Source organism: Pseudomonas sp. REST10, assembly GCF_029542605.1.
Taxonomy (GTDB): Bacteria; Pseudomonadota; Gammaproteobacteria; order Pseudomonadales; family Pseudomonadaceae; genus Aquipseudomonas; species Aquipseudomonas khazarica.
In genome coordinates this window covers 1,098,453-1,114,134 of record NZ_CP035677.1, presented here as the reverse complement: position 1 = coordinate 1,114,134, position 15,682 = coordinate 1,098,453, and the positions used below count along the sequence as shown (strand labels likewise).

The following is a 15,682-nucleotide window of genomic DNA, read 5'->3' as shown; positions in this document are numbered from 1 at the left end:
CCTGCTGTAGCACGAACCATAAGCCGAATGTCGACCAGTATCACTTTGTGTCTTTATACATCAACGCCGTGATCTGCTCTGAAATAAGCCCCATCAGAAACACCATCACAGCGCCGCTGTACAACAATGCACTCATATTGGTGAAGCGACCGAAACTATACAGGGTATAGCCATACCAGCCCGAAGCCAGCAGGAACATGGCAAGCGCCACCGGGGCGAAGATTTTCACCGGAGAAAACAACGTACCGATCTTGAAGATGATCAACAAAAAACGGGTGCCATCACGTAACAGGCGGATATGGCTTTTGCCGATACGCTGGGCAGCGTGAATCGGTACATAAGCCACCGAATAACCCGCCCGAAAAAAAGCCATGGTGCTGGTGGTGGGGTAAGAGAAGCCGTTGGGTAACAGGTAAAGAAACTCGCGAAACTTATCTGCCCGAACAGCTCGGAAGCCGGAGGTGAGGTCCTCGATACGGTGCCCGGTCATCCAACTGGCGAGCTTGTTATAAAATCCATTGGCCAAGCCGCGACCGAAGCTGGCCTGTGAACCTTTCTGACGCGCCCCAACCACCATGTCATGGCCTTGCTCAAGCACCTCTAGCAAGCGCGCGATATCAGCTGGGTCATGCTGGCCGTCGGCATCCATGAATACGATGATCTCACCACTGGCTGCTCGCGCTCCGGTCTTGATCGCCGCACCGTTACCCTTGCTGTAGGGGTGATGGACCACCCTGGCACCAGCAGCCTCAGCAAGCGTTGCCGTACTGTCAGTAGAGCCGTCGTTGACCACTATCACCTCGGCATTCGGACAGTGCTGGCGAATGCCGCTAACGGTTGCGCCGATGGCGGCAGATTCATTTTTTGCGGGTAGGATGATGGATAAACCCTGCATTATTTACCCCCCTGATTGAGTTGTTGCAACAGAGTGCTGTCCAGCCTCAATCTGTCGAGCAAAATATCTTCGGGCGCCATGGTTAATCCGGTGAGATCGCTGGCCAGTTGGGAATATCCGGATGCGGCCAGATCAGCAGCAATGCGCTCAATCAGTTGTTGGTTGCCGTTTTCTCGCGCTTTGCTGATAGCCAAACGGTAATGTGCTTCGGCTTGTTCGTGCTTGCCCAAATGCAGCAGATAATCGGCCATCATGGCGTGGCGGTAGTCCGGCTGTTCTTGGCGCTCAAAAATGATCGCCATGGCTTGTTGCAACCTTTCATCATCTATATCACGGGCATTCAGCCGCTGCTGCAGCAATGACCAGACCGAGTCACGGGTTTCAACACTCAGGTGGAGGGCTCTCAAACGCTGCAAATAACGCTGCCAGATGGCATCAATATCTACAAGGTTATCGGGAAACCCTGCAGCGCCGTGCATCAAGATAAGATTGACATCCGGCAGGGTGCTGGCACCTTGCAATGTTGACGCGCGTTCAAATTCTCGAACCGCGAAATGGTAGAAAGGCGAATTTACATCGCCATCAGATAGCTCAAAATAAGCCACCCCCATATCCATTGCAGCCCTCGCCGAGTTGGGGTTTTTCGAGGTCATATCCGTGGCCAGCAAAATAGGATTGCCCCAGGTGGCAGCCCGTACTACGCCCAGAAACCCCACTCCCAGCACCAGCACGGTCACACCCACATACTTAATGGCCGGACCATCACGCACCGGCAAACGGCTAACCAGTTCAACCACCAGCAGCAAAACGCCAAACAGAGCAAAGTAGTTGCGGTGCTCAAACACCATTTCCAAACCGATTACGTTACTGGTGATAAAGTGCGCGGCAAAAAACCAGAAGACACCTAGCGCTGCCAGCGTAAAACGCTTACGCCAGTAAACGGCCAGAGCAAATATCAAGACTAGGCCAACAACGGCAGGCAGGGTGATCAACGGTTGCAACCAGCCACGAGACACGCCCATATCGTCGTAATAAAAATAGATGGTTTGCGGCAGTGGTAGCAGCATTTGCTGAATGTACAACCAAAGCACGCGCCCTTGAGTCAGCAGACGCTCAACAGTATTAAAGTCACGCCCGCCGTAGGGCTCCAGACTGGAGTAATGCGGTACTGCCCAAAAAACAAAAGCCAACAACGCTAAAGCAGAGCCCGCACCATAACTGATACGCCAGAAGCGGCGCTGACCGCTACTGCCGGCAAAGCCCAGCACAGTTGCTTCCAGCGCCAGGCAAAACAGCGGCAGTAAAACCGCGCTCTCCTTGAACAGGGCCGCCAGCACAAAGCTGAGCAGCAGTCCCGACCACAGCCAGAACTTGGCTGGCTCGCCAATGATCTGCTGGATACGTATGCGCAAATACAGCAACAGGGCAATAAACAAAAAAGTGAAGCACAGGGTCTCCATGCGCTGCACTACATACAGGGCCGAAGACACCTGAATCGGGTGCAGTGCCCAGACCAGCGCCAGTGCCAGTGCCGCCATTGGCCGTTGCCCGGATTGAATACGCGGGCTGAAAGCCAGCAAGCGCAGCGCCAGCCAGTACACCAATACCGCATTGACGGCATGCACCAATAGGCCGGTGACTTTGTAGGCCCATGGGTGAATACCGGCCCAATAAGCATTCAGGGCAAAGCTGACCATGGCCAACTGGCGGGTGCCATCGGAATAGCCCTTGGAGGCCTTCCACAGGCTGGCAGCGCTGAGTTCCTTTATTTGGACAAAGGCGTTGGTGACGATGTTGTGGTAGTCGTCGAATAGAAAACCGCCCGACACACCCGGCCAGAACAACAACAGCACAAGAAAAAAAATCACCAGCGCCAGTAGGGGCTTGGCAACACGGACGATCATCGGCGAGCGAGCTTGCTGTAACACTGCGTATTCACTTTCTAAAACACCGTATGTATCACGGCATGGTGGGAAGCTGCCTATTGCTCAGCGGCCTTATTTATTCACACCCCACTGGGTGATATTTGGCAGGGATAGCGCTATCGACCTTGCAGGTCCAGGTACCAGAAGCAACACGGGCAATTTCCACGGTTTTACCGTTGACCGTGGGATTGCCTTTAAGCGTACAGCGAATAAAGCCGTTGTCGCTCGGATCCATGCTGAGGTTACAGCGCGACGTTGAGGTCGGTAGACCTATATCGGCCAGGCTAAAGGTGACAATACTTTCAGTGAGCACCTTCGCCTCAAAGGCAGTCTTGCCACTGGTCACTTCCGACAGCCCGGCAGCAATCTGTGATTTCGACACATAGTCCTGGTAAGCCGGCAGCGCAATGGCCGCCAGAATGCCGATAATGGCGACGACTATCATCAGCTCGATCAGGGTAAAGCCTTGTTGTTGTCGACGCATGATAAAACCCGCGAGGTAAGTGGACCAGGTAAATAAAACCCCGCTTTAGCGGGGTTTTATTTCAACTATCAAACGCAAGCTTGATTAGTTGGTGCAGCCAACCGGCAGGTACTTGGAGTCCAGACCACCAGTTACACTGCAGTTCCAAGCGCCAGAAGAGTTGCGAGTCAAGGTAACTACCTTGCTGAGAACCTTCGGGTTACCAGCCAAGATGCATGTAATATTCTCGGAACCAGCGGTACCGGTTACGGCAACAGTACTGCAGCGCGCAGTCTTGCTGGACAGACCGATGTCTGCCACCGAAGCAACAGCACTGGCTCCCGACTGAATTTTCTCTTCAAAAGCAGTCACACCACCACGGATATCGGCCAGACCAGCAGTCACCTGCGACTTGGCAACGTAATCCTGGTAGGCCGGCAGCGCGATAGCAGCCAGGATACCGATGATCGCAACGACGATCATCAGTTCGATCAGGGTGAAACCCTTTTGCATTTGAGCTTTCATTCTTCTCTCCTAAAAATGTACAGGTCCGACGACCTGCAAAGATCAATGCAGAGGCCATGCCAACTCCAACAGCAGCAATTTTGTACAGTTCCCGGAACGCAGCAGGCCGGATGCACGCCACCCCCAGGCACTAACTGCCGTTTTTTGTCACACCGAACAAGCGTGTTTGGCAGCCCATCTGCAACTACGTTATAAGGCAGGCATTGTGTTTGGAGCATGTGATGAACGAGAGCATTTCCCTTTCCGGCCTGGCAAGACAACTGGCGATGGCTGGTCTCATGGACGAGAAGGCCGCGCAGCAGGCCCAGCAGCAGGCGCAGCGCAACAAGTTGCCGCTGGTGACTTACCTCGTGCAGAACAAACTGGTGAAAAGTCGCGCCCTTGCAGAGCTGGCCGCCGAACAGTTTGGCGTGGCCTTCTTCGACCTCAACTCCATCGACAAGGAAGGGCAACCGCGTGAACTCGTCAGCGAGAAGCTGGTACGCCAGCATCGTGTGCTGCCACTGTGGCGACGCGGCAACAAGCTGTTCATCGGCATTTCTGACCCAACCAGCCACCAGGCTGTTACCGATGTACAGTTCAGCACAGGCCTGACCACCGAAGCGATTCTGGTCGAGGACGACAAACTTGGCGACGCTATCGACAAGTTCTTCGACTCAGCCAATAGCGGGATGGACGACCTCGCCGATGTCGATCTTGATGGCCTGGACGTCGAAGCAGTAGACGACGACAAACCGGTAGGAGACGGTGGCGCAGACGCCGATGACGCCCCCGTGGTGCGTTTCGTCAACAAAATGCTGCTGGACGCGATCAAAGGCGGCTCCTCGGACCTGCACTTCGAGCCTTACGAAAAAGCCTATCGAGTGCGCTTTCGTACCGACGGGATGCTGCATGAAGTCGCGCGTCCCCCCATTCAGCTCGCCCCACGCATCTCCGCCCGCTTGAAGGTAATGGCTGCACTGGATATTTCCGAGCGTCGCAAGCCTCAGGATGGCCGGATCAAGATGAAAATCTCCAAGACCAAGGCCATCGACTTCCGCGTCAATACCTTGCCAACCCTGTGGGGCGAGAAGATCGTGATGCGAATTCTCGACCCTACCAGCGCACAGATGGGCATCGATGCCCTCGGTTATGAGGAAGAGCAGAAGGAGCTATACCTCAGCGCCCTCAAGCAGCCACAGGGCATGATCCTGGTGACCGGCCCTACAGGTTCGGGCAAGACCGTTTCGCTCTATACCGGCCTGAATATCCTCAACACCCCAGATGTGAACATCTCGACCGCCGAAGACCCCGTGGAGATCAACCTGGAGGGCATCAATCAGGTCAACGTCAATCCACGACAGGGCATGGATTTTACCCAGGCCCTGCGCGCCTTCCTGCGTCAGGACCCGGACATCATCATGGTGGGTGAGATTCGCGACTTGGACACAGCGTCCATCGCGGTCAAAGCCGCCCAGACCGGACACATGGTGATGTCTACCCTGCACACCAACAGCGCGGCGGAAACCCTGACCCGCCTGCGCAACATGGGCGTTCCGTCGTTCAACATCGCCACCTCGGTCAACCTGATCATCGCGCAGCGCCTGGCACGAAAACTGTGCAGCAGTTGCAAGAAAGAGGTGGACGTGCCTCGCGAGACGCTTCTGGCAGAGGGTTTCCCCGAGGACAAGATCGGCAGCTTCAAGATCTATGGCCCGGTTGGCTGCGACAACTGCAAGGGCGGCTACAAGGGTCGTGTCGGTATTTATGAAGTGGTTAAAAACACGGCCAACCTGCAGCGGATTATCATGGAGGAAGGCAACTCCATCGATATCGCCACACAGATGCGTAAAGACGGCTTTAATGATCTACGCACCTCCGCTTTGCTCAAGGCCATGCAAGGGGTTACCAGCCTTGAGGAAGTCAACCGCGTGACCAAGGATTAACCATGGCGGAAAAAGCTCTAAAAACCAGCGCGTTCAAGTGGGAAGGCAAAGACCGACGCGGCGCCGCCGTCAAGGGCGTCATGAATGGCCAGAATCCTGCGCTGATCAAGGCACAGTTGCGCAAGCAGGGCATCAACCCGACCAAGGTGCGCAAGGAATCCTCTCTGTCCTTCAGCAAGGGCAAGAAGGTCAAGCCGATGGATATCGCCCTGTTTACCCGACAGATGGCGACCATGATGAAGGCCGGCGTACCACTGCTGCAGTCTTTCGACATCATCTCCGAAGGATTCGACAACCCCAACATGCGCAAGCTGGTGGATGAGGTGAAACAGGAGGTGGCCGCAGGTAACAGCTTCGCTGCCTCGCTACGCAAGAAGCCCGAATATTTCGACGAGCTTTACTGCAACCTGGTGGAGTCCGGTGAACAGGCGGGTGCACTGGAAAACCTGTTGGATCGTATTGCCACCTACAAGGAAAAGACCGAGGCACTGAAGGCCAAGATCAAGAAAGCGATGACCTATCCTATTGCAGTCATCGTGGTTGCGGTCATCGTATCGGCAATTCTCTTGATCAAAGTGGTCCCACAGTTTCAGGAGGTGTTTGCCGGTTTTGGTGCGGAGCTACCAGCTTTCACTCAGATGGTGATCAATATCTCCGAGGTTCTCCAGCAATGGTGGTTTATCTTCGTGGTCGCCATATTGGCCTTGTCCTTTGCGTTCAAGGAGGCAATGAAACGCTCCCAGAAGCTACGCGACTCGGTTGACCGCAGCGTACTCAAGCTCCCAATCGTTGGAGACATTCTCTATAAATCCGCAGTAGCGCGCTTCGCACGAACACTCTCAACCACGTTTGCTGCGGGCGTACCTCTGGTAGACGCCCTTGACTCCGTATCCGGTGCCACAGGCAACGTGGTGTTCAAAACCGCAACCAACAAAGTCAAGGCAGATGTCTCAACGGGTATGCAGCTGAATTTTTCAATGCGGACTACTGGCACCTTCCCGTCAATGGCAGTGCAAATGACGGCCATTGGCGAAGAGTCAGGCTCGCTGGATGAAATGCTCGATAAAGTCGCCAGCTTTTATGAAGCCGAAGTGGACAACATGGTTGATAACCTCACCAGCCTGATGGAACCGCTCATCATGTCTGTACTCGGCGTGCTAGTGGGCGGTCTGATTATTGCGATGTATCTACCTATCTTCCAGCTGGGTGCTGTGGTCTGATCAATGCCCTTACTCGACTTTCTGGCCAGCCATGTGCTGGCCTTTGTTTTGTGTGCAGTCCTACTTGGTTTGCTGGTAGGCAGCTTCCTCAACGTCGTGATCTACCGCCTGCCGAAGATGCTTCAACGCGACTGGCAAGCCCAGGCCCGCGAGGTGCTTGAGATGCCACCGGCACCTCCAGCAGAGACCTTCAACCTGGTGCTGCCCAATTCCTGCTGCCCGCAATGCGGCCATGAGATAAAGCCCTGGGAGAACGTGCCGGTCATCAGCTACCTGTTCCTGCGTGGCAAATGCTCGAACTGCAAGACGCCCATCAGCAAGCGCTACCCCCTGGTGGAACTGGCCTGCGGCGTGCTGTCCGGCTATATCGCCTGGCACTTCGGTTTCACCTGGCAGACCGGCGCCATGCTGGCGCTGACCTGGGGCCTGTTGGCGATGAGCCTGATCGACGCCGACCACCAGATCCTGCCGGACATTCTGGTATTGCCGCTGCTGTGGCTGGGCCTGATCGTCAATTGCTTCGGCCTGTTCACCAGCCTGGAAGACGCGCTCTGGGGCGCCATTGCCGGCTACCTGAGCCTGTGGTCGGTGTACTGGCTGTTCAAGCTGGTCACCGGTAAGGAAGGCATGGGCTACGGCGACTTCAAGCTCCTGGCGATGCTTGGCGCCTGGGGTGGCTGGCAGATTCTGCCGCTGACCATCCTCCTGTCTTCGCTGGTTGGCGCGGTGCTTGGCGTGATCCTGCTGCGCATGCGCGGCAGCGACTCCAGCACGCCGATGCCCTTCGGGCCCTATCTGGCCATTGCCGGCTGGATCGCGCTGCTGTGGGGCGATGTGATTACCGGCAGCTACCTGAAGTTCGCCGGCTTCTAGGAATCCATCCCCCCCTGACCATGACGCTGACTCCCGCAGGGGTCAGCTCGCCGGTGGGTACGTATCCACTGACTGTTCGCCTCACCCGGCAATCCCCCTTACAATCGCGCCCTTGAGCAATCACGGGACCGCATCGGCGTTATGAAACCCTGGATACTTGGCCTCACCGGCGGCATCGGCAGCGGCAAGAGCGCCGTGGCGCAAGGCTTCATCGAGCGCGGCGTACATGTGGTCGATGCCGATCACGCGGCGCGCTGGGTCGTGGAGCCGGGACGACCGGCGCTGGCCAGGATCGCCGAGCATTTCGGCAACGAGGTGCTGCAGGCGAATGGCGAGCTGGACCGCGCTGCGCTGCGCAAGCTGATCTTCACCGACCCGGAGCAACGCCGCTGGCTGGAAAGCCTGCTGCACCCACTGATCGGCCAGGAGATCGTGCAGGTCCTGGCACGCGCCGAGTCGCCCTACGCCATCCTGGTGTCGCCGCTGCTGGTGGAGTCCGGCCAGCGCCATATGACGCAGCGTATTCTGGTCGTCGATACGCCCGCTGACCTGCAGGTGCAACGCACCATCGCCCGCGACCAGAGCTCCGAGGAGCAGGTACGCGCCATCATGCAGGCACAGGCCAGCCGCGAGGAGCGGCTGCGGCATGCCGACGACGTGCTGAACAACGATCGCGACCTGGCCTGGCTCGATGCGGAAGTCGAGCGCCTGCACACCTTCTATCTGACCCTGCGCGGAGGCCAATCATGACCACCACCGTTCAATGCCCTACCTGCGGCGCGCCCGTCGAATGGAAAGCGGAAAGCACCTACCGCCCCTTCTGCTGCGAACGCTGCAAACTGATCGACCTGGGCGCCTGGGCTGCGGAAGAACACGCCATCCCCGGCGACAATCTGGAAGACGAGCTGTTCAGCGGCGACCTGCCGACGCGACCACACTGAGCAGCAACCGCCTGGCCGAGCAGCCCGTCGCTCGAAGCGGCTCCCCGCTGCCGCTCAAGGGCGCATGAAGGCGTAGTCACGCTCCTCGTCGAGGTTGTCGGCAAGAAACTGCAGCTCGTGCGCCAGTTCCTGCGCGTCGCGCGACGCCTTGTTCTGCTGCACCACCTCCGCCAGCAACGCACGCAGCACCATCAGCCGATCGAAGCCCTGCGCCTCGGCCTCACGCAGGTCGTCGCCGAGGGCGTCTCTGGCCCACTTGTAAATGCTCATGCCGTACCTCCCGTGGTTTTCCACAGCATGGCGCACGCCCCTGCCCGGACATTGACCCGCATCAACGCCTGGCCCGCCATTCAGGCGCTCGATGCAGCGCCATTCACTCGCCGCGATCGCTCTCCTTCCAGGGCGCCTGCAGGTAGCGACTGCGATTGAAGGTCTCCAGCCAGTCGGGGTAGAACACCACCAGCGCCGTGACGATCGTGCCGTTGATGAAGGCCTCGGGAAACGCCACCAGCCACAGGTACCCGGCAAAGTCATCGAGCCACGGCGGCATCGGGTACAGGCCGTCGATCCACAGCAATGCCAGGCCACCGAGCAAGGTCATCAGGGTGGCCAGTGCCGCGGGGAAGAAGCCGCAGAAGAAGATGTAGACGAACAGGTTGCGGGGCTGCGCGCGCTCCACCCGTATCGCGCACAGCTCGGTTACCAGTACCGGGATCAGCACCAGCAGCACGCCATTGACGCCAAGCGCGGCCAGATCCAGACGCCCCATGACCAGCAACCCCATCTGCGCTGCCAGGCCTGCCAGTATCGCCAGGGGCCAGTCCAGCAACAGGGTGACCGCCGTCATGCCGATAAAGTGGTAGGACAGCCCCGAGTCGAAATCGCGACGCACCAGCCAGAGCAGGAACAACCCCAGCATCGTGCCGAACAGCAGATGCTGGCGGCGCAGATCGCTGAACAGCTCCAGCCAGGGCGCGCGCACCAGTGCCCAGAGCAGCGCCAGCGCATAGATCAGCCAACCGCCCAGCAATGTGCTGAACGCCAACAGCTCAGAAGCGATCATGGGGTCTCGACCTTCCTTTCCGTTCGTCGCTCGCGGGGTTTGCCAGGCAGTCTACACCGCCTCAGAACGCCTGTTCAGACACCTGGCGCATCGCCCCGTGCAACGGCTAAGCTTCGGTGATGGACGATTCCGACTACCTGCGTCTGCTCACGCATCAGGCCGAACAGGCCAACGCCTTCCTCTCCAACGCCAGGAAATGGGAGCGTGAACGCTGGGTCTGCCAGCGCCTGCTGCAGGCACTGAACGTGCGCCACCACAGCGACGACTTCAACCCGAGCGGCCAGGAACCGCCCGACGTGCTGTTTCGCGAGGCCAACTTCGAAGTGTTCTTCGTCCTCGACGAAGGTCGGCGCCTCAACGACGAATGGCGAGCCGAGCTGGAGCGCCGTCGCAGTGCCTTTTCCCTGAGCCAGCTGGTGCGCCGCGAAGCCCGCCCCAAGCGCATTCCCGCCAGCGAAATGCAGGCGCGCCTGGCCCCGACCTTGCGCAAGAAGGCACACAACTACCGCGAGCGCGGCATCGACCTGGGCGAGCTGGACCTGGTCGCGTTCGTCAGCCTCAAGCGGGCCGTGCTGGACTGCAACAGCCATTTCCCACCGCCCACCGAATACCTGCGCCAGGGCTGGCGCTCGCTGTCGCTGGTCGGTCCGCGCTTCGCCCGCGTGCTGTTCGCCCACCCGGACGCCCCGGATTTCCTGCGCCACAACCTGGGCCGCAGCGTGCTGTTCGACATCGGTATCGGCTTGTGAGCCCGTTGCAGGAACTGCTGGCCGATGTGCCGCAAAGCGGACGCGTGCGCTGGATTGGCGTGCGCCCCAAGGCACGGGAAGCCATGCTCGAAGTCGAAGCCGTCGAGGCCCGCCGTGAAGCCGGACTGACCGGCGACCACAGCCGCCCCGGACCACGCAACGCACGGCAGGTCACCCTGATCCAGTGGGAGCACCTTGCCGTGGTCGCCGCCCTGCTCGGCCGCGACACGCCACTGCCGCCGGACGAGCTACGGCGCAATATCGCGGTCGCCGGCATCAACCTGTTCAGCCTCAAGGGCCGCTATTTCCGCATCGGCCAGGCGCTCCTGCAGACCACCGGCTGGTGCCAGCCCTGTGCGCGCCTCGAGGAGCGCCTTGGCCGTGGCACCTTCCAGGCCATGCGCGGCCATGGCGGCATCACCGCACGGGTGATCGAGGGCGGCATCATTCGCCTCGACGACAGCGTGCGAGTCGAAATCCTCGACAACCTTTCTGACCCGCAGGACAACGACGCTCGCCAAGGCTGGCGGGCGCGCCTAGAATAGCCGCATTCACGCAGAGGCCCTTCCATGACCAGCCGCCTGAGCCCCGAAGACCAGCAGAAAGTCGATCAGTACCTGAGTGCGCCGCAGCATCAGGTCGAGCGTCAGCCCTTTCGCGTCTGGCGCCTGCTCACCATCGTGCTGATCGCCGTCATCGGCCTGGGCCTGCTGAGCCGCTTTCTGAGTCGACTGGTGCTATGAGCTGCCTCGCGCTCGCCCTCTCGCACTCACACCGTCTTTTTCAAAGCCTTGTGAGCACTTTCCATGTCCCATCGCATCGTGATTGTCGGCGGCGGCGCCGGCGGTTTGGAGCTGGCCACCCGCCTTGGTAGAAAACTGGGCAAGAGCGGCGCAGCCCGGATCATCCTGGTCGACGCCAACCTCACCCACATCTGGAAGCCCCTGCTGCACGAAGTGGCGGCCGGCTCGCTGAACTCTTCGGAAGACGAGCTGAACTACGTGGCGCAGGCCAAGTGGAATCATTTCGAGTTCCAGCTCGGCCGCATGTCCGGTCTCGACCGAGCGGACAAGCACATCACCCTGGCCCCCACCCTGGACGATGACGGCCAGGTGCTGATGCCCGAGCGGCGCATTGCCTATGACAGCCTGGTGATCGCGGTGGGCAGTACCACCAACGACTTCGGCACGCCCGGCGCCGCCGAGCACTGCATCCTGCTGGACACCCGCGAGCAGGCCGAGCGCTTCCACCGCCGCATGCTCAGCCACTACCTGCGCGCCCACGCCAGCGAGCACGAGGATGGCTCGCAGATCAACATCGCCATCGTCGGTGCGGGAGCCACCGGGGTGGAACTGGCGGCCGAGTTGCACCATGCGGCGAAACAGTTGGCAGCCTACGGCCTGAACCGGATTCGCCCCGAAGACATGCGCATCACCCTGATCGAAGCGGGCCCGCGCGTTCTCCCGGCCCTGCCCGAGCGCATCGCCCGGCCGGTGCACAAGACTCTGGAGAAACTCGGCGTTACCGTGCTGACCGGCGCCGCCGTCAGCGAAGTGACGGCCGAAGGCCTGAAGACCGCCGACGGCAACTTCATCCCCGCCAGCCTGAAGGTGTGGGCCGCCGGTATCCGCGCACCGGGTTTTCTCAAGGACCTGGATGGCCTGGAGAGCAATCGCATCAACCAGCTGCAGGTACGCCCGACACTGCAAACCACGCGGGATGACGATGTGTTCGCCTTCGGTGACTGCGCCGCCTGCCCGCAACCCGGCAGCGAAGGGCGCAACGTCCCTCCGCGCGCTCAGGCCGCGCACCAGCAGGCGTCTCTGCTGGCCAAGTCGCTGCGCCTGAAGATCAGCGGCCAGGCCCTGCCGGAGTATCGTTATCGTGACTACGGCTCGCTGATTTCGCTGTCGAGCTTCTCCGCCGTGGGCAATCTGATGGGCAACCTCACCGGCAGCGTGATGCTGGAAGGCTGGCTGGCGCGCGTGTTCTACGTGTCGCTGTATCGCATGCACCAGATGGCACTGTACGGCGTGCCGCGCACGCTGCTGCTGATGCTCAGCGACCGCATCGGCCGTAGCACCGAGCCGCGCCTGAAACTGCACTGAAAGCGGCCGCGGAGCGGCCTTCTGATGACCCTCTCCCATTCATGGGAGAGGGTGCCCGCAGGGCGGGAGAGGGCAAAACCGGCGTCCACATACCCCGCTTACACCCTCCCCCACCTCCTCTCCGCAAGCGCGAGAAGAGAGACAAGCGAGTGACCACGCCGCAACACCCGAACGCCAGACACGAAAAAGCCCGCGCTAGGCGGGCTTCTTCGAATGGTGGTGGGTCGTGTAGGATTCGAACCTACGACCAATTGGTTAAAAGCCAACTGCTCTACCAACTGAGCTAACGACCCAAATATGGTCGGGGTAGGGGGATTCGAACTCCCGACATCTTGCTCCCAAAGCAAGCGCGCTACCGGACTGCGCTATACCCCGATTGGAATTTGGCTCCGCGACCTGGACTCGAACCAGGGACCCAATGATTAACAGTCATTTGCTCTACCGACTGAGCTATCGCGGAACTACTGACATTCCAGCCTCAACCGCGTTTCGCTTTCGCGTTGCCGCTGCTGAGGCGCGCCATTTTACGTAGCAAAAATTCCCTGTCAACCCCTGCAAACTGCTTTTACGACAATGCTTTGCAGCACGGGCATGGACTACTATATGTTTCATCGAACTGCGGCACGACGCAGGACGCGCCAGACGACGACGCCAGTTAGGACAGTCCATGAGCAGCCAGGACCAGCCCCCCATTCACCCCAAGGTGGTCAGCCTCGCCAGCCGCGGCATACAGCCGCGCTTCAGCGACCTGGTGCAGGCGTGCCGCAAACTGGTGATGAATCGCCTGGCGGAGCACCTCAACGGCGTCTTCGGCCAGGTCGACGACACCCTGTTCGAGTGCGCCGAGAAGGCCGAGAACAACAAGGTGCAGACGCTGTTCTTCGACAGCATGCGCGAGATACGCCGGCAACGCCCGCAGATCGAGCGCAGCTATCACCAGCAGATCGCCACCAACTTCTCCGATTTCCTCGACGGCAAGCTGCAGAGCCAGACCGCCGCGCAACTGGACTCCGAACACCTGGAGCTGGTGCAGAACGAAGATTACGAAGAGACCCTGCAAGTCACCAACATGGTCAGCCGGGTCAAGGCCCGCTGCACGCAGCAGCTGTTCGCCCTGGAGCAGCGCCTGGCGCTGCTCAACAACGGGCAGAAGCTCGGCGAGGACAACAACCCCTTCGGCCCGCAGGCCATCGCCCAGGCCTTTCGCGAGGCACTGGCGCCCTGCCCGTTCCCGCTGCAGATCAAGACCATCCTCTACATGCTCTTCGATCGCCATGTGATGCAGAGCCTGGACTCGCTGTACGGCGCCCTCAACCAGCGCCTGATCGACGCCGGTGTGCTGCCCAACCTCAAGTACAGCGCGCAGATCAACCCGAGCGTCAGCCGCCCGGAGGCACCCAAGGCAGAAGCCCCCGCGCCGGCGCAGCCAGCCACCGGCAAACCCGGCACGGTCCCGGCGAGCGCAGAGCCCGCGTTGCTCGACCTCGATCTGAGCGCGCCGCCCCCGAGCGATCCCTCGGCGCTGTTCAGCGGCCTGTCCAGCCTGCTGGACGAACATCGCCACAGTCATCCGGATGCCCCCCTGCTCGGCGGTACGCGCAGCATCGTCAGCTTCTCGCCGCGTGAGGCCAGCCGGACCTACAGCGCCAGCGAGCTGCTCGCCGCGCTCAACCGCATGCAACAGCAGTCGGCGCACGAACTGGCCCAGCGGCTGCAGAAGCCGCAGGCGGTCGAGGGTCTGAAGGCCGATCTGCAACAGCAGCTGGAATCTCACAGCAGCCTGCCCGGCGACAGCAAGGTTTCCGAGCAGGAAGCCGATGTCATCGACTTGGTCGGCATGCTGTTCGACTTCATCCTCGACGACGAGAATCTGCCGGACGCCTGCAAGACCGCGCTGTCGCACCTGCATACGCCCTACCTGAAGATCGCCCTGATGGACAAGGCGCTGTTCACCCAGCATCACCACCCGGCGCGGCGCCTGCTCAACACCATGGCCCAGGCCGGCGTGCTGTATGGCAGCGAAGGTGACGAGCGCGGCTTGCTGGCCAAGATGCAGTGGGTGGTCGAGCGCGTGATCCATGGCTTCAGCGGCGACCTGGCGCTGTTCGACGGCCTGATCGAAGAGTTCAACGAATATGTCGATACCCTGCGCCACAAGGTCGAGCTGCGTGAGCGCCGCGCGGTAGAAGCCGCCAAAGGCAGGGATCGTCTGCTCGGCGCGCGCGAGCAGGCTCTGGACGTGGTGCAGCGCTGCCTGGAGCAACGCGACCTGCCGGCGATCATCCGCAACTTCCTCGAGCTGACCTGGGCCGATGTACTGGTCTTCGTCCTGCTGCGCCATGGCGAGCAGAGCGAGGAATGGCGACGTGCCAGCGAAGTGGCCGAGCAACTGGCCTGGAGCGGCACCCCGCTGGACGAGGCGGACACGCAGCGCCTGCAGGAACTGCGCGTGCCCATGCTCAGCGACCTGCGCAAAGGCCTGGAGTTGCTGGGCGGCTACCACGAGGATGGCATTCGTCGCCTGCTGCAGGACCTGGTCGCCTGCCAGCACGCCGTGCAGGCCAAGCAGCCGCAACTGGCCGCACAACTGACCCCCACCCTGCCGGAAAGCCCGCTGGGCGCCATGCTCGGCGAGGATGCCGACCTGGTGCGCCAGGCGCCGTCACGCAACACGCTCTCGACACGTGCGCAGGCGCTGGCCAAGGAACTGGCGGACGTCGAGTTCGGCACCTGGTTCGAATTCGTCAGCAATGGCCAGAGCCGTGTGCTCAAGCTCTCCTGGTTCAGCCCGACCACGCACAACTACATGTTCGTCGACAACAGCGGTCAGCGTGTCGCGATCAAGCCGCTCACCGTACTGGCGAACGAAATGGAGAAGGGCCTGGCCCGCATCGTCACCCCCGAACGCGCAACACCACTGGTGGATCGCGCACTGACAGCCATCTACCGCGTGCTGCAGCGCTTCACTGGCCGCGCAGCCGAACCCCGCTGAGGA

16 protein-coding genes and 3 tRNA genes are annotated in these 15,682 nt (G+C 60.4%); 10 read left to right on the top strand and 9 right to left on the bottom strand.

Annotated features, from left to right (window positions below):
* Window positions 1–40: 40 nt before the first annotated feature.
* From EWH21_RS05135 to EWH21_RS05120, 4 genes are all read right to left on the bottom strand, one after another.
* A complete protein-coding gene (locus EWH21_RS05135) occupies window positions 41–895 on the bottom strand; it encodes a glycosyltransferase family 2 protein (protein WP_277699967.1) in 855 nt (284 codons plus the stop codon).
* Entirely contained in the window at window positions 895–2,799 is a 1,905-nt protein-coding gene (locus EWH21_RS05130) for a hypothetical protein (RefSeq protein WP_277699966.1), read from the bottom strand. The genes EWH21_RS05135 and EWH21_RS05130 overlap by 1 nt, the downstream gene beginning before the upstream one ends.
* 97 nt (window positions 2,800–2,896) lie before the next feature.
* Complete coding sequence (locus tag EWH21_RS05125) at window positions 2,897–3,304, bottom strand: pilin (RefSeq protein ID WP_277699965.1); 408 nt, start codon at window positions 3,302–3,304, stop codon at window positions 2,897–2,899.
* 84 nt (window positions 3,305–3,388) lie between these two features.
* The gene (locus EWH21_RS05120) at window positions 3,389–3,808 is read right to left on the bottom strand and encodes a pilin (protein WP_277699964.1); all 420 of its coding nucleotides are present in this window, start codon (window positions 3,806–3,808) and stop codon (window positions 3,389–3,391) included.
* A 221-nt stretch (window positions 3,809–4,029) separates the two neighbouring features.
* On the opposite strand from EWH21_RS05120, the gene pilB reads away from it, so the two are divergent.
* The 5 genes from pilB to yacG all read left to right on the top strand — a co-directional run bounded on the left by pilB (window position 4,030) and on the right by yacG (window position 8,767).
* Window positions 4,030–5,733: a type IV-A pilus assembly ATPase PilB gene (pilB, locus tag EWH21_RS05115; RefSeq protein WP_152487866.1), complete on the top strand. Its 1,704-nt coding sequence runs from the start codon at window positions 4,030–4,032 to the stop codon at window positions 5,731–5,733.
* 2 nt (window positions 5,734–5,735) lie between these two features.
* Window positions 5,736–6,953: a type II secretion system F family protein gene (locus EWH21_RS05110; RefSeq protein ID WP_152487865.1), complete on the top strand. Its 1,218-nt coding sequence runs from the start codon at window positions 5,736–5,738 to the stop codon at window positions 6,951–6,953.
* Between the two features lie 3 nt (window positions 6,954–6,956).
* Window positions 6,957–7,826, top strand: a complete 870-nt coding sequence (locus EWH21_RS05105) for an A24 family peptidase (protein WP_277699963.1) — start codon at window positions 6,957–6,959, stop codon at window positions 7,824–7,826.
* 141 nt (window positions 7,827–7,967) lie between these two features.
* Window positions 7,968–8,576, top strand: coding sequence for a dephospho-CoA kinase (gene coaE / locus EWH21_RS05100; protein ID WP_277699962.1), 609 nt, complete (start codon window positions 7,968–7,970; stop codon window positions 8,574–8,576).
* A complete protein-coding gene (gene yacG / locus EWH21_RS05095) occupies window positions 8,573–8,767 on the top strand; it encodes a DNA gyrase inhibitor YacG (RefSeq protein ID WP_037046227.1) in 195 nt (64 codons plus the stop codon). Before coaE ends, yacG begins: the two co-directional genes overlap by 4 nt.
* A gap of 54 nt (window positions 8,768–8,821) precedes the next feature.
* On the opposite strand, the gene EWH21_RS05090 is transcribed toward yacG, so the two are convergent.
* Window positions 8,822–9,037 carry a hypothetical protein gene (locus tag EWH21_RS05090; RefSeq protein WP_277699961.1) on the bottom strand — a complete coding sequence of 72 codons (216 nt, stop codon included), beginning with the start codon at window positions 9,035–9,037 and terminating at the stop codon, window positions 8,822–8,824.
* Between the two features lie 103 nt (window positions 9,038–9,140).
* Window positions 9,141–9,830: an energy-coupling factor ABC transporter permease gene (locus tag EWH21_RS05085; RefSeq protein WP_277699960.1), complete on the bottom strand. Its 690-nt coding sequence runs from the start codon at window positions 9,828–9,830 to the stop codon at window positions 9,141–9,143.
* 119 nt (window positions 9,831–9,949) lie between these two features.
* Between EWH21_RS05085 and EWH21_RS05080 the strand changes: the two genes are divergently transcribed.
* From EWH21_RS05080 to EWH21_RS05065, 4 genes are all read left to right on the top strand, one after another.
* Window positions 9,950–10,579, top strand: coding sequence for a DUF1780 domain-containing protein (locus EWH21_RS05080; protein ID WP_037046220.1), 630 nt, complete (start codon window positions 9,950–9,952; stop codon window positions 10,577–10,579).
* Window positions 10,576–11,124, top strand: coding sequence for an MOSC domain-containing protein (locus EWH21_RS05075; protein WP_037046217.1), 549 nt, complete (start codon window positions 10,576–10,578; stop codon window positions 11,122–11,124). The genes EWH21_RS05080 and EWH21_RS05075 overlap by 4 nt, the downstream gene beginning before the upstream one ends.
* 24 nt (window positions 11,125–11,148) lie before the next feature.
* Window positions 11,149–11,322: a DUF3094 domain-containing protein gene (locus tag EWH21_RS05070; protein ID WP_037046215.1), complete on the top strand. Its 174-nt coding sequence runs from the start codon at window positions 11,149–11,151 to the stop codon at window positions 11,320–11,322.
* Window positions 11,323–11,385: 63 nt separating this feature from the next.
* On the top strand, window positions 11,386–12,687 hold the full coding sequence (locus EWH21_RS05065; protein WP_037046213.1) for an NAD(P)/FAD-dependent oxidoreductase: 1,302 nt from the start codon (window positions 11,386–11,388) through the stop codon (window positions 12,685–12,687).
* Between the two features lie 217 nt (window positions 12,688–12,904).
* Here the strand turns inward: EWH21_RS05065 and EWH21_RS05060 are convergent.
* From EWH21_RS05060 to EWH21_RS05050, 3 genes are all read right to left on the bottom strand, one after another.
* A tRNA-Lys gene (locus EWH21_RS05060) sits at window positions 12,905–12,980 on the bottom strand.
* A 5-nt stretch (window positions 12,981–12,985) separates the two neighbouring features.
* Window positions 12,986–13,062: transfer RNA gene (locus tag EWH21_RS05055), tRNA-Pro, on the bottom strand.
* A gap of 9 nt (window positions 13,063–13,071) precedes the next feature.
* A tRNA-Asn gene (locus EWH21_RS05050) sits at window positions 13,072–13,147 on the bottom strand.
* Window positions 13,148–13,354: 207 nt separating this feature from the next.
* Here EWH21_RS05050 and EWH21_RS05045 point away from each other — a divergent pair.
* Complete coding sequence (locus EWH21_RS05045) at window positions 13,355–15,679, top strand: DUF1631 domain-containing protein (RefSeq protein WP_277699959.1); 2,325 nt, start codon at window positions 13,355–13,357, stop codon at window positions 15,677–15,679.
* The last annotated feature ends 3 nt before the right edge of the window (window positions 15,680–15,682 follow it).

Excerpts from the sequence above, each read along its gene's own strand:
- EWH21_RS05135 (WP_277699967.1), bottom strand. The coding sequence starts at position 895 with ATGCAGGGTTTATCCATCATCCTACCCGCAAAAAATGAATCTGCCGCC.
- EWH21_RS05130 (WP_277699966.1), bottom strand. The coding sequence starts at position 2,799 with ATGATCGTCCGTGTTGCCAAGCCCCTACTGGCGCTGGTGATTTTTTTT.
- EWH21_RS05125 (WP_277699965.1), bottom strand. The coding sequence starts at position 3,304 with ATGCGTCGACAACAACAAGGCTTTACCCTGATCGAGCTGATGATAGTC.
- EWH21_RS05120 (WP_277699964.1), bottom strand. The coding sequence starts at position 3,808 with ATGAAAGCTCAAATGCAAAAGGGTTTCACCCTGATCGAACTGATGATC.
- pilB (WP_152487866.1), top strand. The coding sequence starts at position 4,030 with ATGAACGAGAGCATTTCCCTTTCCGGCCTGGCAAGACAACTGGCGATG.
- EWH21_RS05110 (WP_152487865.1), top strand. The coding sequence starts at position 5,736 with ATGGCGGAAAAAGCTCTAAAAACCAGCGCGTTCAAGTGGGAAGGCAAA.
- EWH21_RS05105 (WP_277699963.1), top strand. The coding sequence starts at position 6,957 with ATGCCCTTACTCGACTTTCTGGCCAGCCATGTGCTGGCCTTTGTTTTG.
- coaE (WP_277699962.1), top strand. The coding sequence starts at position 7,968 with ATGAAACCCTGGATACTTGGCCTCACCGGCGGCATCGGCAGCGGCAAG.
- yacG (WP_037046227.1), top strand. The coding sequence starts at position 8,573 with ATGACCACCACCGTTCAATGCCCTACCTGCGGCGCGCCCGTCGAATGG.
- EWH21_RS05090 (WP_277699961.1), bottom strand. The coding sequence starts at position 9,037 with ATGAGCATTTACAAGTGGGCCAGAGACGCCCTCGGCGACGACCTGCGT.
- EWH21_RS05085 (WP_277699960.1), bottom strand. The coding sequence starts at position 9,830 with ATGATCGCTTCTGAGCTGTTGGCGTTCAGCACATTGCTGGGCGGTTGG.
- EWH21_RS05080 (WP_037046220.1), top strand. The coding sequence starts at position 9,950 with ATGGACGATTCCGACTACCTGCGTCTGCTCACGCATCAGGCCGAACAG.
- EWH21_RS05070 (WP_037046215.1), top strand. The coding sequence starts at position 11,149 with ATGACCAGCCGCCTGAGCCCCGAAGACCAGCAGAAAGTCGATCAGTAC.
- EWH21_RS05065 (WP_037046213.1), top strand. The coding sequence starts at position 11,386 with ATGTCCCATCGCATCGTGATTGTCGGCGGCGGCGCCGGCGGTTTGGAG.
- EWH21_RS05045 (WP_277699959.1), top strand. The coding sequence starts at position 13,355 with ATGAGCAGCCAGGACCAGCCCCCCATTCACCCCAAGGTGGTCAGCCTC.